The following is a 12,864-nucleotide window of genomic DNA, read 5'->3' as shown; positions in this document are numbered from 1 at the left end:
CGCTTAGTCGCGCACGATCCTGACCGGGACACCCTTGCTCGCCGGGGTCTTCGACAGCTTGTCGTGATACCATAGCGGGACCAGCGCATTGAGTTCGGGGAAATAGCCGCCCAGCGTCCTCGCCGGGAGTTGGTAAGGCACTACTTTCAGCCCAGAAACCCGGCGTTCGGGCTCGCCATCGCGGCTGACGTCGGTGACGAGCGAGACTATGTCGCCTTCGCGCAGGCGCTCGGCGGCCATATCCTCGGGCCGCATCATCACGATCATCCGGCTGCCCTTGAGGCCGCGCAGGCGGTCGTCATGGCCGTAAACAGTGGTGTTGAACTGATCGTTCGAGCGCAGGGTTGCGAGGTGATAGCGGCCCTCGGCATCGCCGATTCCGCAGGCGTTGAGCACGCTGGGATCGGTGAATTCGGCCTTGCCGCTGTCGGTCTTCCACACCCGGTCGCGCGCGCTGTTGCCGCGAAAGAACCCGCCAGCCTGGTTCATCCGCGCGGTCATGTCGTGGAATTCGTCCGGGTAAGTCTGCGCGATCAGATGGCGGATGCGGTCGTAATCGGCCGTCCATTCATCCCATTTGAGCTTGGGATTGCTGCCATCGAGGGTGGCCTTGGCGATACCGCAAATAATCGCGGTTTCACTCTTCAGATAGGGGCTTGCTGTCTTGCGATCCGAGCGGCTGCCGAAAATATGGCTGAAGCTATCCTCGATCGACACCCACTGGTTTCCGCTCTCCTGCTCGTCGGTTTCTGCACGGACTAGGCAGGGCAGAACCCAGCTCGTCTTGCCGGGTATGCAATGGGTGGTGTTGAGCTTGGTCGCGATATGGACCGTCAGTTCCATATCCGCCCATTTGGCGTGAACGCGTTCGTGATCTGGCACAGCCTTGGCGAGATTGCCGCCCAGACCGACGTAGCCCTTGTTCGATCCGTCGATCACCCCTTCGAGGAATTCGACCGTGGTGTGGCCGTCCTGCTGCGGCGTTTCGAGACCGAGCACCTCGCGATATTTCTCCACCGGGGCGAGCGCGACTTTCTCGGTAATGCCGACGGTCCGCTGGCCTTGCACGTTGGAATGGCCACGGATCGGTGAGCAGCCCGCACCCAGCCGCCCGATATTGCCGTTGAGCAGCAGCAAATTGACCAGCATCCCGATACCCTGGCTACCGTGGACGTGCTGGGTCAGGCCCATGCCGTAAATCCCGATGACCGCCTTGGACTGTGCATAGACGTCACCGGCGGCTTCCATCTCTGCCCGGGTCAGGCCGCTTTCGTGCTCGATCGCGTCCCAATCTGTGCTGCGCAGCTTATCCAGGAAGGCTTCGAAGCCGTGGGTATGCTGGGCGATAAAGTCCGGGTCGAGCACCCGCGCTTCGCCCTTGCTCTGGGCCAGTTCGTCCAGCTCGACCACGCGCTTGCATACGCCCATCAACGCGGCGATGTCGCCGCCGGGGCGGACCTGGCAATACATGTGATCGATCTTGGTCGGCGTGCCCACGGTCATCTGCACCGGGCTTTGGGGATCGACAAATTCGATCAGCCCCTTCTCGCGCAGCGGGTTGAAAACAATGATCTTGCAGCCGCGTTGCGCCGCCGATTGCAGGTTCTTGAGGATACGCGGTGAATTGGTGCCGGGATTTTGCCCCATGTAGAAGATCGCGTCGCAATGCTCGAGATCTTCCAGCTGACAGGTACCGACCGGCGATCCGATCACCTTCTTGAGCCCGACCGAGGTCGTCTCGTGGCACATGTTCGAACTGTCGGGCAGGTTGTTGTGGCCATAGGCGCGCGCGAACACTGCGTAGAGATAGCTCGGCTCGAGCGCGGCTTTGCCACTGGCGTAGAAGGTGACGGATTTGGGGTCGAGCTTGCGCAGTCCCGCGCCGATCTCGTTGAACGCCTGCTCCCAGCTGGTGCGTTCATATTTATCGGTTACGGGATTGTATTTGAGCGGCTCGGTCAGGCGGCCTTCCTTCTCCAGCGCATAATCGCCCCAGCCGCGCAGCTCGCTGACCGTGTGCTGCGTAAAGAATTCGGGTGTGCAGCGCGCGGTGGTGAGATCCCAGAATGTCGCCTTCGCCCCGTTTTCGCAGAATTCAAATGCGTGCGGGTCTTCAGGCCTCGTCCATGCACATGAGGTGCACATATAACCGCCCGGCTTGTTCATCTGCGCAAGCGTCGCCATCGCGCCCGGCGGGGCCTTGGCCGAAAGCTCGATCTTGCTCATGCCTTCCAGCGAACCCCATCCTCCGCTCGCGCGCTTGTATTGCTTGGGCTTGGCGAGGCGCTTGGACATGAGTGTTCTCCGTGAAGAAATGCTAATCGTGTAATGCGTTGGAATTGCCAGACGTTCCGCGCAATTGAAATTCTGCGAGGTCCATGGGCGTATTGATGTTGGCAGGATCGCCCGGCAGCGCGACTTCGCGGGCGGCGACCGCCTCGGCAAAGGCGCGCAGCGAGTGTTTGCGAGTGCTGGCAAGCAGAGCGTCGAGCGCTGGCAAAGTTGTGACCGGCCACAGCGCGATCACTGGCTGCTGGGCGGCAAAAGCTGGACCGGGCGCGAGGCGTTGCAGCAGATCGCTTGGCAGATGGAGCGCGTCGACCGGTACCGTCAATATTGCGTCGAACCCTTCGCTTTGCGCATGGACCATCGCCCCGCAAATCCCGCCGAGCGGCCCCATATCCGCACGCGGGCGATCGGGAACGGTGGTGGCCGTTGCGTCCTTTCGCCCGGCAACAACAACCGCGTCCACCATCGGCGAGAGATTTTCGAGCGCGCGATCGAGCAGGCTGCGTCCGTCGAGCATGGCCAGCGCCTTGTCGCTGCCGAAGCGGCGCGATTTTCCGCCTGCCAGTACCACGCCAAGCACTTGCATCAGCTGAACAGCCCGTGCGGATCGCTGGCGATCAGCGCGCTGTCCGAACGGGCCAGGGCCAGCAGGGTCAGCCCAGCCTCGCGCGCACGCGTCACCGCCAGATCGCTGGGCGCCGAGATCGTCGCCAGTGCCGGACAGCCAGCCCTTACTGTCTTGTCCACCAGCTCGTAGCTGCAGCGCGCGCTCAGCAGGATGAAGCCTGACGCCGGATCGATTTTCTGGTGCGCAAGATGGCCAACCAGCTTGTCGAGCGCATTGTGCCGCCCGACGTCTTCGCGTGCGGCGACAATCCTGCCATCGGCGGCACAGAACGCGGCGGCGTGCATTGCCCCGGTTGCCCGCCCGAGCGGCTGGTGCGCCGATAAGGAGCCCAGCGCCGCTTCCAGCCCGTCGGCGTTGATCTGGGGCTTTGCAATCAGCCGAGGGAGCGGACGCAAGACTTTCTCGATCGATTGCAGGCCGCAGAGCCCACAACTTCCCTCGGTGAGACGAAGCCGGACCCTCTCGCGCAAGGGGGCCATGCGCTCTTCGGGGATGGAAAGGCGCAAGATGCGTCCGCCATCGACCTCCGCTTCGGTGCAGGCCTGAAGCTCGTCCGCAGTCTCGATCAATCCTTCGGATAGCGAGAAGCCGAGTGCGAAATCTGCCAGCGCTCGGGGCGTAGCCATCATTACTGCATAACCGAAACCATTGTATTCAAACGCAACTGGCATTTCCTCGGCAAAACGCCGATCCGTACGCTCGGTCCGTGCATTGCGGAACGAAAGAACGGGAAGGTCGTTGCGAGACGGTAAATTCATGACTTCATCCTTCATGCCAGTAACGCGCTCCGGAGCAAATGGTGCAAGCTGCCAAACGAACCGATTGGCTTGCGATGAAGCCGACGCAGGTTTAGCCCCTGACGCAATGGACGCCGCCATCCGCCCTTCCGACAAACCTATGACTGACAGTTTCGGTCGTCGGATCGACTATGTCCGGCTGTCGATCACGGACCGCTGCAATCTGCGCTGCCATTATTGCATGGCGGAACACATGGAGTTTCTGCCCAAACGCGAATTGCTCACGATCGAGGAGCTGGCGGAGCTGGGTGGTCTGCTGATCGCGCGCGGGGTGCGGCGCATTCGCCTGACCGGTGGCGAACCGCTGGTACGGCGCGGGGTGCTTGAACTGGCGCACCAACTAGGGGCGCTGCGCGAGGCCGGGCTTAAAGAACTGACGCTCACCACCAACGGAACGCGCCTACCGGGAATGGCGGCAGAGCTTCATGCTGCCGGAATGCGCCGGATCAACGTCAGCCTCGATACGCTCGATGCGCAACGGTTTACCCAGATAACCCGCGGCGGCAAGATCGAGGAGGTCTTCGCGGGCATCGATGCGGCGCGCGCCGCCGGGATGCACGTCAAGATCAACATGGTCGCGATGAAGGGCATCAACGACCACGAATTTGCCTCCATGCTGGCTTGGGCGGGCGAGCGGGGCTGCGATCTCTCGCTGATCGAGACCATGCCGCTGGGCGAGGTCGAGGGCGAGCGCTCCGAGACCTATCTCCCGCTCGCCGCGGCGCGCGATGTGCTGGAGCGCGAGTTCACGCTGACGCCCTCGCTCCACCGCACCGGCGGCCCGGCGCGTTATTGCGAGGTTTCGGAGACTGACACGAGGGTGGGTTTCATCACCCCGCTCAGCGCCAATTTCTGCAGCAGTTGCAATCGCGTGCGGATCACCGCGACTGGGACGATCTACGGGTGCCTCGGTCACGACCAGAAGATCGAGCTGCGTGACCTGCTGCGCGCCGGTGACGGCGATGCTCTCAACAATGCGCTCGATCGGCTGATCGCGAGCAAGCCCGAGCGGCACGAATTCGATATCGACAAGGCAGAGCCTGCGGTTGTCAGGCACATGAGCGTGACTGGCGGATGAGTTGCGCAGCGGGGGCAAAACGAGTGCTGGGCGCGGCAAGTGTGTTCCTGCTTTCAGGGTGCGCGCAATGGCCTGCGCAAGGACTGTTTGCAGCGGCAGGGCCTGCTGCTGAACTGCAACGCGAACAATTCCTGATCGTTACTGTGCTGGTCGCGCTGGTGATCCTGCCTCTGTTTATCGGGCTGCCCTGGGTGCTGTGGCGCTATCGCCTGCGCGGCGGCAGGGGGCCGTTTCGGCCGGACTGGGATTTCAGCTGGATCATGGAGATTCTGATCTGGGGTATACCGGTGATCATCGTCGCGGTGCTGGGCGTAACGCTGTGGCATTCCGCCAACAAGGCTGATCCTTATCGGCCCATCGCAACCGCTGGCCCTCCGCCGATTGAGGTGCAGGCGGTCGCGCTCGACTGGAAATGGCTGTTTATCTATCCCAAGCAAGGCGTTGCCAGTGTCGGACAACTGGTTGTGCCTGCCGGGCGCGAGGTTGCCTTGTCCATCACAGCCGATGGTCCAATGGCCAGTATTATAGTGCCGCGGCTGGGAGGGCAGATCTACGCTATGGCCGGGATGACTACGCAGCTCCACCTCCTCACCGATCATGAGGGCGATTATCGCGGCATGAACACGCAATATACCGGCACCGGATTCGACCAGCAGCACTTTACTTACAGCGCGGTCAGCCCTGTGCAGTTTTCCACTTGGCTTGCCCATGCGCGCGGTGCGCCCGCGCTTGATGCGGCGCGATACGATGCGCTCGTGAAACCGTCCAAGCCGGACCAGCCGATGCAGTTTAGTTCCCCCGCATCGCAGCTATTCCAGCGGATCATCGCCAAATATCATGTGCCGGGCGATACTCTCGGCGCGCTCCCGCCACCATCTGCGGTTTCCGCCAACAAAGCGACAGAGGCGCACTGATGGACTGGACCTATTGGTTGTTCGGTACGCTGCAGTGGAGCGATTTTCCGCCGAAGAAGGATTTGATCGCGACGTTTGCGGCATCGCTCGTAATCCTTGCGCCGATTGCAGTGGCGGTGATCCTGACAGTGACGAAGCGCTGGACATGGATCTGGAAGGAGTGGCTGACCTCGCTCGATCACAAGAAGATCGGGGTGATGTATTGCGTGCTCGCCGCCGCGATGCTGGTGCGCGCGCTGATCGAGGCGGGACTGATGCGCACCCAGCAGGCGATGGCCAATGTCGGATCGCCGGTGATCGGGGCGGACCATTTCGGCGAGCTGTTTTCGACCCATGGCACGATCATGATCTTCTTCGTCGTCATGCCGTTCATTTCGGGCCTCATCAATTTCGTGATGCCGCTCCAGATCGGCGCGCGCGACCTCACCTTTCCCTTCCTCAACGCCGCCTCGCTGTGGTTGACGGCGGCCGGTGCGATGCTGGTCAACGCCAGCCTGGTGGTAGGCAAGTTCTCGACCGGCGGGTGGAGCGGCTATCCTCCGTTTACCGAGCTGGCTTTCTCGCCGGGGGAGGGGGTCAATTACTGGATCTGGGCGCTGACGCTGACCGGCATCGGGACCACGCTGACGGGCATCAATTTCGCCGTTACGCTCTACAAGGAACGCGCGCCAGGGATGCATCTGATGCGGATGCCGCTGTTCTGCTGGACCGCGTTATCGACCAGTATCCTGATGATCTTCGCGCTCCCGCCGCTGACCGTGGCGACTGCAATGCTGGCGCTGGACCGCTATGCCGGCTTTCATTTCTTCACCAATGGCGCGGGCGGCAACATGATGCTCTACGCCAATCTGTTCTGGCTGTTCGGGCACCCCGAGGTCTACATCCTGATCCTGCCCGCGTTCGGCGTATGGTCTGAAGTGATCAGCACGTTCTCGGGCAAGAAGCTCTATGGCTACACCTCGCTGGTAGTGGCGACGATCTCGATCGCGGTGCTGAGTTTTACGGTCTGGTTGCACCACTTCTTCACCATGGGGCAATCGGCCAACGTCAACGCGGTTTTCGGCATCGCCACCATGCTGATCGGCATTCCGACCGGCGTGAAGGTCTATGACTGGCTGTTGACGATGTATCGCGGGCGTATCCGGTTCACGCCGCCACTACTGTTTTCGATCACCTTCCTGTTCTGCTTCGTGGTCGGCGGGCTGACCGGCGTTCTGCTGGCCAATGCGCCCGTCGATTTCGCGGTGCACAACTCACTGTTTCTCGTCGCCCATTTCCATAACATGCTGATTCCGGGCACGCTGTTCGCAATGATTGCAGGTTATATGTACTGGTTTCCCAAGGTGTTCGGCTTCCGGCTCGACGAGCGATGGGGGACGATTTCATGGTTCCTGTGGTCGGCTGGGTTCCTGCTGGCCTTCATGCCGCTTTATGCGCTGGGCCTGATGGGGGCGATGCGGCGAACCTCGATGTTCACCGATCCGCATTATACACCTTACCTCATGATTGCCCTGGGCGGAGCTGGGATGATCCTGTGCGGACTTGCTGCGCTGGGTGTGCAGTTGTTCGTCTCGATCCGCCGCCGTGAGCAGATGAGGGTGCCGGTCGGCGATCCGTGGGATGGTCACAGCCTCGAATGGTGGTCCTCCGCACCGCCACCCGAATGGAATTTCGCCCGTATCCCGCAGGTGGACGGGACCGAGGCGTTCACCGCGATGAAGCGCAACGGCCAGCCTTATGTCGCCCAACCGGAGAATTACGAGGATATCTGCCTGCCCGCCAACACCGGCATTCCGGTGATGATCGGGGTGGCGGGGGGCCTGTGCGCCTTCGCGCTGACCTGGTACATTTGGTGGCTGGCGGTGGTGATGCTGGTGGCTATGTGGGCGCTGGTCGTCTGGCGTAGCTGGCAGGGAGAACCGATGAAGGAATTTCCTGCCGAACTGGTGCGCAAACATACCGAGGAGTGGCTGGAGAAGGCGCGCGCTGCCAAGCCCGTAGATCGCTTTGCCGAAAGCGAACCTGTCAACCTCGGGCTGGCGGATCCCATCCGATGAGCACCGAGAAAAAGCTCCACCCCGGGATTAATATCGCACAGACCGATCCCAAGGCGCATCTCGAGGCAGAACCGGTGATGTTCGGCTTCTGGGTCTTCCTGATGAGCGATCTGGTGCTCTTCACGCTCCTGCTTGCGACCTATGGCGCGATGAGCGTCCACGGTATGGCCGGTGGCCCGACGCCCAAACAGATCACCGATCTCACCAGCGCCGGGATCGAGACCGCGCTTTTGCTCGCCTCCAGCTTCACTTTTGCGCTAGCCTCGATCGCGCTCAAATACGATGATAACCAGCGCGCGCTGAAACGTTGGCTGATCGTCACCGCGCTGCTCGGCGCTGCCTTCATCGGTATGGAGATCAAGGATTTCATCACGCTGGCGGGCAAGGGGCAGATCCCGCAGGTCAGCGGCTTCCTGTCGGCGCATTACGCGCTGCTGGGTACGCATATGCTCCACGTCGCCTCGGCGATCGTGTGGATGGCGATGATCTGGCCGCAGATGAAAGTGCCAAGGCTCAAGGATCTGGTGCGGCTGCGGATTATGCGGCTCGCGCTGTTCTGGCATATGCTCGACGTGGTCTGGGTCGCCATCGTCACCTTCGTCTTCCTGTTCGGAGCAAGCACATGAGCAACGATCGCGATCTTCCCCAGAGCGAAGACGAAAGCCGCACTCGGGAATTGCGCGATTCCGTGATCGGGCTGGGCGGCGCGGTGGTGCTGACATTAATCGCCTTCGCGCTCGCTATATTTCAGCCTTGGGGACGCAGCGTGCTCTTGTTCGGACTAGGCGGGCTGGCTCTGCTTCAGGTCGGCTGGCACTTCCGCTATTTCCTGCATATCGATCTCGACCGATCGCATCGCGACGATTTGCAACTGGTGCTGTTCACCGGGTTGATCGTATTGCTGATGGTGGCAGGCACCATCTGGATACTGTTTAACCAGTATATGCGAATGGGCTGAGCTCAGCTTCCCGGATGCTGCCCGGCACGCTGCGGCAGGATCAGCACCAGCGCAACGATTGCGGCGGCAAGTACCGCGCTTGCCAGTGGACGGCTGAAATCGAGTCCGCCTTGCGCGACCGGTTTGTCGAGGAAATCGCCGACGGCCGCGCCCAATGGCCGTGTCAGGATGAAAGCTGCCCAGAACAAGCCGACCCGGCTGCATCGCGTGAACAGGTATAGCCCGGCACAAACCACCAGCGCGCCGCCGAATACCGCTGCTGCGCCGATATAGCCGAGCCCGCCGCTATCGGCGAGCCAGTCTCCCAGTGCAGTGCCCAGCGTTTGCGAGAAAGTGATGGTGATCCAGTAGAACATCTCCGCCCTCGGCGTCGTCACGCGGTTGACGTCGACGTAGCCGAGCGTGCGATGCCACGCCCATAGCGACAACAGCACCAGCGCCAGAAGGAGGCTCGACCCGCCAGTATAGCCGATGCCGAGCGAGCGGTCGGCGAAATCGGCCATTGTCGTCCCCGCCGTGGTCGAGGCCACGATCGTCGCCCAATAGAGAAACGGATGGAAGCGCTGGGCGGCAATCTGCCACCACACCATCGCCACGAGGATTGCAGCGAACAGGAAGGTCGCCAGCAAATAGCCCCAACCCAACGTCATGCTGAGCGTGTCGCCGCCGGTCTCGCCCAGAGTTGTGGCAAGAATCTTGATGATCCAGAACCCCAGCGTGACCGCAGGAACCTTGGAGAACACCGCTTCTGCGGTGCTGGCAGAGCCTCTGGCTGAGGTGTCCATAGCGCGTCTTGGGTTCCTTTTTCTGTCTCTGCTTTGACCGATCGTATATCGACGATGTGCAAACGGCGTTCTAGGCGTCTGTGGTCAAAATGAAAATGAAGGGTCCGTGACAATGTCGAAAGGAATGTGGAAACCGGCACTGGCAATGAGCGCGACGATGGTGCTCGCGGCGCCTGCCATCGCGCAGCGGGTAACTATCGACCAGGGTGCGCTGCAAGGGGCATCCGACGGTCCCAGCACGGCCTTCAGGGGCATTCCCTATGCCGCCAAGCCGATCGGTCCCAACCGTTGGCGCGCACCACAACCGGCTCCGCACTGGACCGGCGTAAAAGCGGCTACGCGATATGGACCTGATTGCTCGCAGGCACCGTTCCCGCCCGACGCTGCGCCGATCCGCACGACGCCGCAGGAAGATTGTCTGTACCTCAATGTCTGGCAACCCAAGGGGACACAGCCGAGCGCCAAACTGCCGGTGATGGTGTGGATCTACGGCGGCGGCTTTGTCAACGGCGGCACCTCGCCAGCGGTCTATTCGGGCAAGAATTTCGCCCGCGACGGCATCGTTTTCGTCAGCTTCAACTATCGCCTCGGGCGGTTCGGCTTCTTCGCGCATCCGGGTCTGGAGAAGGAGGGGTTCGGTGGCAATTTCGGCTTCATGGACCAGATCTCCGCGCTGAAATGGGTGCAAAAGAACATCGCGGCTTTCGGGGGCGACGCTAGCAATGTGACCGTGTTTGGAGAGAGCGCTGGTGGAATGTCGGTGAATACATTGCTGCAAAGCCCGCTCGCGCGTGGGTTGTTCGGCAAGGCGATCATCGAATCGGGCGGCGGGCGGGACCGGGTTGTGCCGATCCCGACCATGGCCGAGGGAGCCAAGGCAGCCGATCGTTTTGCCCCCGGCGACAATGCGGCGCAGCTGCGGGCGATCCCGGCCAAGCGGATCACCGGCGACCTGTCGCTCTCGAAAATGAACCAGCCTGATTATTCGGGTCCGATGGTGGACGGGAAGACGGTGCTGGGCCAATCGGTCGACAGTGCCGAGGCAGGGCTTTACGCCCGTGTGCCGGTGATGATCGGGACCAATTCGGCCGACGGCTTTCCGGGCACCGACGACAAGACGAAGGTGTTCGACGGCTTCGGACAGGACAAGGCCGAAGCGATGAAGCTCTATGATCCGAATGGCGACAAGCCCGGCTTCCAGGTGGCGACCGATGCCAGTGCCGATGCGGCGATGATCGAACCCGCGCGCGCCATTGCCCGCGCGCTGGCACCGCACCAGCCGGTCTATCTTTACCGCTTTGCTTACCAGATGCCGGGGGACTGGGCTGAGCGCGTGGGCGGCGCGCCCCATGCCAGCGAGATCCCCTATGTATTCGATACGGTAGCGGCACGGGCTGTACCGATGATCCCGGCGGAAGCGCCGGTGGCGACGCTCACCCATCGCTATTGGGTCAATTTCGCCAAATGCGGATCGCCCGATTGCGGCGGTGAGGTGCCGGCATGGCCCAAAGCGACGGCGACCGACACAAGCGTGCAGATGATCGATGCCAACGGCGCGCGGCACGAGACCGATCCGCTGATCGCGCGGCTCGATTTTACGGAGAGGCGCGCCACCCAATAGCAATACAATCGAGTAGAGCGATCAAAATCATCAAAACAATCGGTGCAACCGAACGAGGGAAGGCGCGTATTGTAGTTGAATGAAAAGACAGGAGGCATTCATGGCCAATACCGGAGACAATTCGAAAACCGCACTGATTGAAGCGCTCAACGGCACCCTCGCCGATACATATGCGCTGTATCTAAAGACCAAGAATTTCCATTGGCACGTGTCAGGCCCGCGCTTTCGCGATCTGCATCTGATGTTCGACGAGCAGGCGCAGCAATTGTTCGGAACTGTCGATATCATTGCCGAACGCGCGCGCAAGAACGATGGCGACACGCTGACATCGATCGGGTCGATCGCCAAGCACTCGCGCATCAAGGATCAGGATTCCAGCAGTGTCGGGCCTGATGCGATGGTCAAGGAATTGAAGGCCGATAACGAAGTGCTGCACAAGAGGCTGGTCGAGCTCAAGGACGCATCCGAACAGGCTGACGACTACGCTACTAGCGCGCTGGTCGATGAATGGATCGACTCATGCGAAGAACGTATCTGGTTTCTGCGACAAACCGGGAAATAAGTGTCTGTTTACAACGAATCGCTAGGATTTATTAACGTTTGTGTTATGCGCGCCCCGTGTCGATTGTGCAGACCATAGGCAAAGCGAATGACGGGGTGGTGGCCGATTGGTTGGCCGCCCGTCTCGCGACGCTCTTCGGCGCAACGGATGGGCCGCTGACCATCACCGTGCCGGGCGGATCGACACCATTTCCGATCATCGCCAAATTGCTCACCAACGACCTGCCCTGGGCGCGGCTGGTGGTGTGGCCGAATGACGACCGGCTTGTGCCGCAGGATCATCCGGCTTCCAACACGGGCAAGCTACGCGCTGCCTTCGAGCGCGTCGGGACAGAGGTGGTGACGCTGTCGGAAATGGAGGAAGTTCCCCGCTTCGATCTCGCTTGGCTCGGCATGGGCGAAGATGGGCATATCGCCTCGCTGTTCCCGAACACGGACCCGCGGATCGACGAAGCGCGCCAGATTATCCGCCTGACGCCCGATCCGCTGCCGCCCGAAGCGCCGTTCGGCCGCATTTCCCTGACGCTGCCTGCGTTGCTGGCAAGTGGTGAGATCGTGTTCGTCATTCGCGGCGACGACAAGCGCGCCGTGTTCGATGCCGCTGCCGCTGGTGAGAGCGATCTTCCCGTTGCCCGGCTGCTTGGCGCCGCCCGCCAACCCGTCACCTGTTTCGCCTAGCTTGATGTCTTGGTTGCCTACTCCGCTGCTCCGCGTCGCCTATCGCCTCGCCCATCAGCTGCGCCATCGCTGGCGCAAATTTCGGGGCAAGCCGATTGTCGGCGTGACGATGATCGCGCGCGATCTCGACGGGCGACTGCTGCTGGTGCGGCACAGCTACGGCCCCGACGAATGGACTTTCCCGGCCGGCGGCCCCCATCGCGGAGAGGATTATCTCGCCACAGCTGCGCGCGAATTGATGGAGGAAGTGGGTTGCCGCGCGAGCGCCTTGCGCATGATCGGCACGATCGAGGAGACGATGTCGGGCTGCGCCCACACCTCTCATATCGTCGCCTGTGTGACAACCGATGCGCCCCGGCCCAACGGCCACGAACTGCTCGAAGCACGCTTCTTCCCGACGCACTCCCTGCCACACCCATTGAGCCCTCGGGCCGATGCGAGGCTGGCGCTGTGGAGCGCTCGCAACGAAGCGCGCCTCGATCCTGCGAGCTAGATTTC

13 protein-coding genes are annotated in these 12,864 nt (G+C 61.7%); 9 read left to right on the top strand and 4 right to left on the bottom strand.

Annotation, left to right across the window (positions count from 1 at the left end):
- Window positions 1–3: 3 nt before the first annotated feature.
- The 3 genes from GRI58_RS03410 to fdhD are packed head-to-tail and all read right to left on the bottom strand — an operon-like array spanning window position 4 to window position 3,675.
- On the bottom strand, window positions 4–2,295 hold the full coding sequence (locus GRI58_RS03410; protein ID WP_160752164.1) for an FdhF/YdeP family oxidoreductase: 2,292 nt from the start codon (window positions 2,293–2,295) through the stop codon (window positions 4–6).
- A gap of 22 nt (window positions 2,296–2,317) precedes the next feature.
- Entirely contained in the window at window positions 2,318–2,875 is a 558-nt protein-coding gene (gene mobA, locus GRI58_RS03405) for a molybdenum cofactor guanylyltransferase (RefSeq protein ID WP_160752163.1), read from the bottom strand.
- Entirely contained in the window at window positions 2,875–3,675 is an 801-nt protein-coding gene (gene fdhD / locus GRI58_RS03400) for a formate dehydrogenase accessory sulfurtransferase FdhD (protein ID WP_237452066.1), read from the bottom strand. The genes mobA and fdhD overlap by 1 nt, the downstream gene beginning before the upstream one ends.
- A gap of 106 nt (window positions 3,676–3,781) precedes the next feature.
- Between fdhD and moaA the strand changes: the two genes are divergently transcribed.
- Genes moaA through GRI58_RS03375 form a run of 5 tightly spaced genes read left to right on the top strand, consistent with a single transcriptional unit; the run spans window position 3,782 to window position 8,721 of the window.
- Window positions 3,782–4,792: a GTP 3',8-cyclase MoaA gene (gene moaA, locus GRI58_RS03395; RefSeq protein WP_160752161.1), complete on the top strand. Its 1,011-nt coding sequence runs from the start codon at window positions 3,782–3,784 to the stop codon at window positions 4,790–4,792.
- A complete protein-coding gene (locus GRI58_RS03390; RefSeq protein ID WP_160752160.1) occupies window positions 4,789–5,706 on the top strand; it encodes a ubiquinol oxidase subunit II in 918 nt (305 codons plus the stop codon). Before moaA ends, GRI58_RS03390 begins: the two co-directional genes overlap by 4 nt.
- On the top strand, window positions 5,706–7,763 hold the full coding sequence (locus GRI58_RS03385; RefSeq protein ID WP_160752159.1) for a cbb3-type cytochrome c oxidase subunit I: 2,058 nt from the start codon (window positions 5,706–5,708) through the stop codon (window positions 7,761–7,763). Before GRI58_RS03390 ends, GRI58_RS03385 begins: the two co-directional genes overlap by 1 nt.
- Window positions 7,760–8,389, top strand: a complete 630-nt coding sequence (locus GRI58_RS03380) for a cytochrome c oxidase subunit 3 (RefSeq protein WP_160752158.1) — start codon at window positions 7,760–7,762, stop codon at window positions 8,387–8,389. The genes GRI58_RS03385 and GRI58_RS03380 overlap by 4 nt, the downstream gene beginning before the upstream one ends.
- Window positions 8,386–8,721 carry a cytochrome o ubiquinol oxidase subunit IV gene (locus GRI58_RS03375; protein WP_160752157.1) on the top strand — a complete coding sequence of 112 codons (336 nt, stop codon included), beginning with the start codon at window positions 8,386–8,388 and terminating at the stop codon, window positions 8,719–8,721. The genes GRI58_RS03380 and GRI58_RS03375 overlap by 4 nt, the downstream gene beginning before the upstream one ends.
- Before the next feature lie 2 nt (window positions 8,722–8,723).
- Here GRI58_RS03375 and GRI58_RS03370 read toward each other — a convergent pair whose 3' ends face one another.
- A complete protein-coding gene (locus tag GRI58_RS03370; RefSeq protein ID WP_160752156.1) occupies window positions 8,724–9,506 on the bottom strand; it encodes a COG4705 family protein in 783 nt (260 codons plus the stop codon).
- A 112-nt stretch (window positions 9,507–9,618) separates the two neighbouring features.
- Between GRI58_RS03370 and GRI58_RS03365 the strand changes: the two genes are divergently transcribed.
- The 4 genes from GRI58_RS03365 to GRI58_RS03350 all read left to right on the top strand — a co-directional run bounded on the left by GRI58_RS03365 (window position 9,619) and on the right by GRI58_RS03350 (window position 12,859).
- The gene (locus GRI58_RS03365; protein ID WP_237452065.1) at window positions 9,619–11,127 is read left to right on the top strand and encodes a carboxylesterase/lipase family protein; all 1,509 of its coding nucleotides are present in this window, start codon (window positions 9,619–9,621) and stop codon (window positions 11,125–11,127) included.
- Between the two features lie 100 nt (window positions 11,128–11,227).
- On the top strand, window positions 11,228–11,689 hold the full coding sequence (locus GRI58_RS03360) for a Dps family protein (RefSeq protein WP_160752155.1): 462 nt from the start codon (window positions 11,228–11,230) through the stop codon (window positions 11,687–11,689).
- Window positions 11,690–11,745: 56 nt separating this feature from the next.
- Window positions 11,746–12,366 carry a 6-phosphogluconolactonase gene (locus tag GRI58_RS03355; RefSeq protein WP_160752154.1) on the top strand — a complete coding sequence of 207 codons (621 nt, stop codon included), beginning with the start codon at window positions 11,746–11,748 and terminating at the stop codon, window positions 12,364–12,366.
- Between the two features lie 4 nt (window positions 12,367–12,370).
- Window positions 12,371–12,859, top strand: coding sequence for an NUDIX hydrolase (locus GRI58_RS03350; RefSeq protein WP_237452064.1), 489 nt, complete (start codon window positions 12,371–12,373; stop codon window positions 12,857–12,859).
- The last annotated feature ends 5 nt before the right edge of the window (window positions 12,860–12,864 follow it).

Origin of the sequence: Qipengyuania algicida (assembly GCF_009828025.1) — a bacterium.
Classification (GTDB): domain Bacteria; phylum Pseudomonadota; class Alphaproteobacteria; order Sphingomonadales; family Sphingomonadaceae; genus Qipengyuania; species Qipengyuania algicida.
The sequence above is the reverse complement of the archived record's forward strand: the minus strand, read 5'-3'. Positions and strand labels throughout refer to the sequence as shown.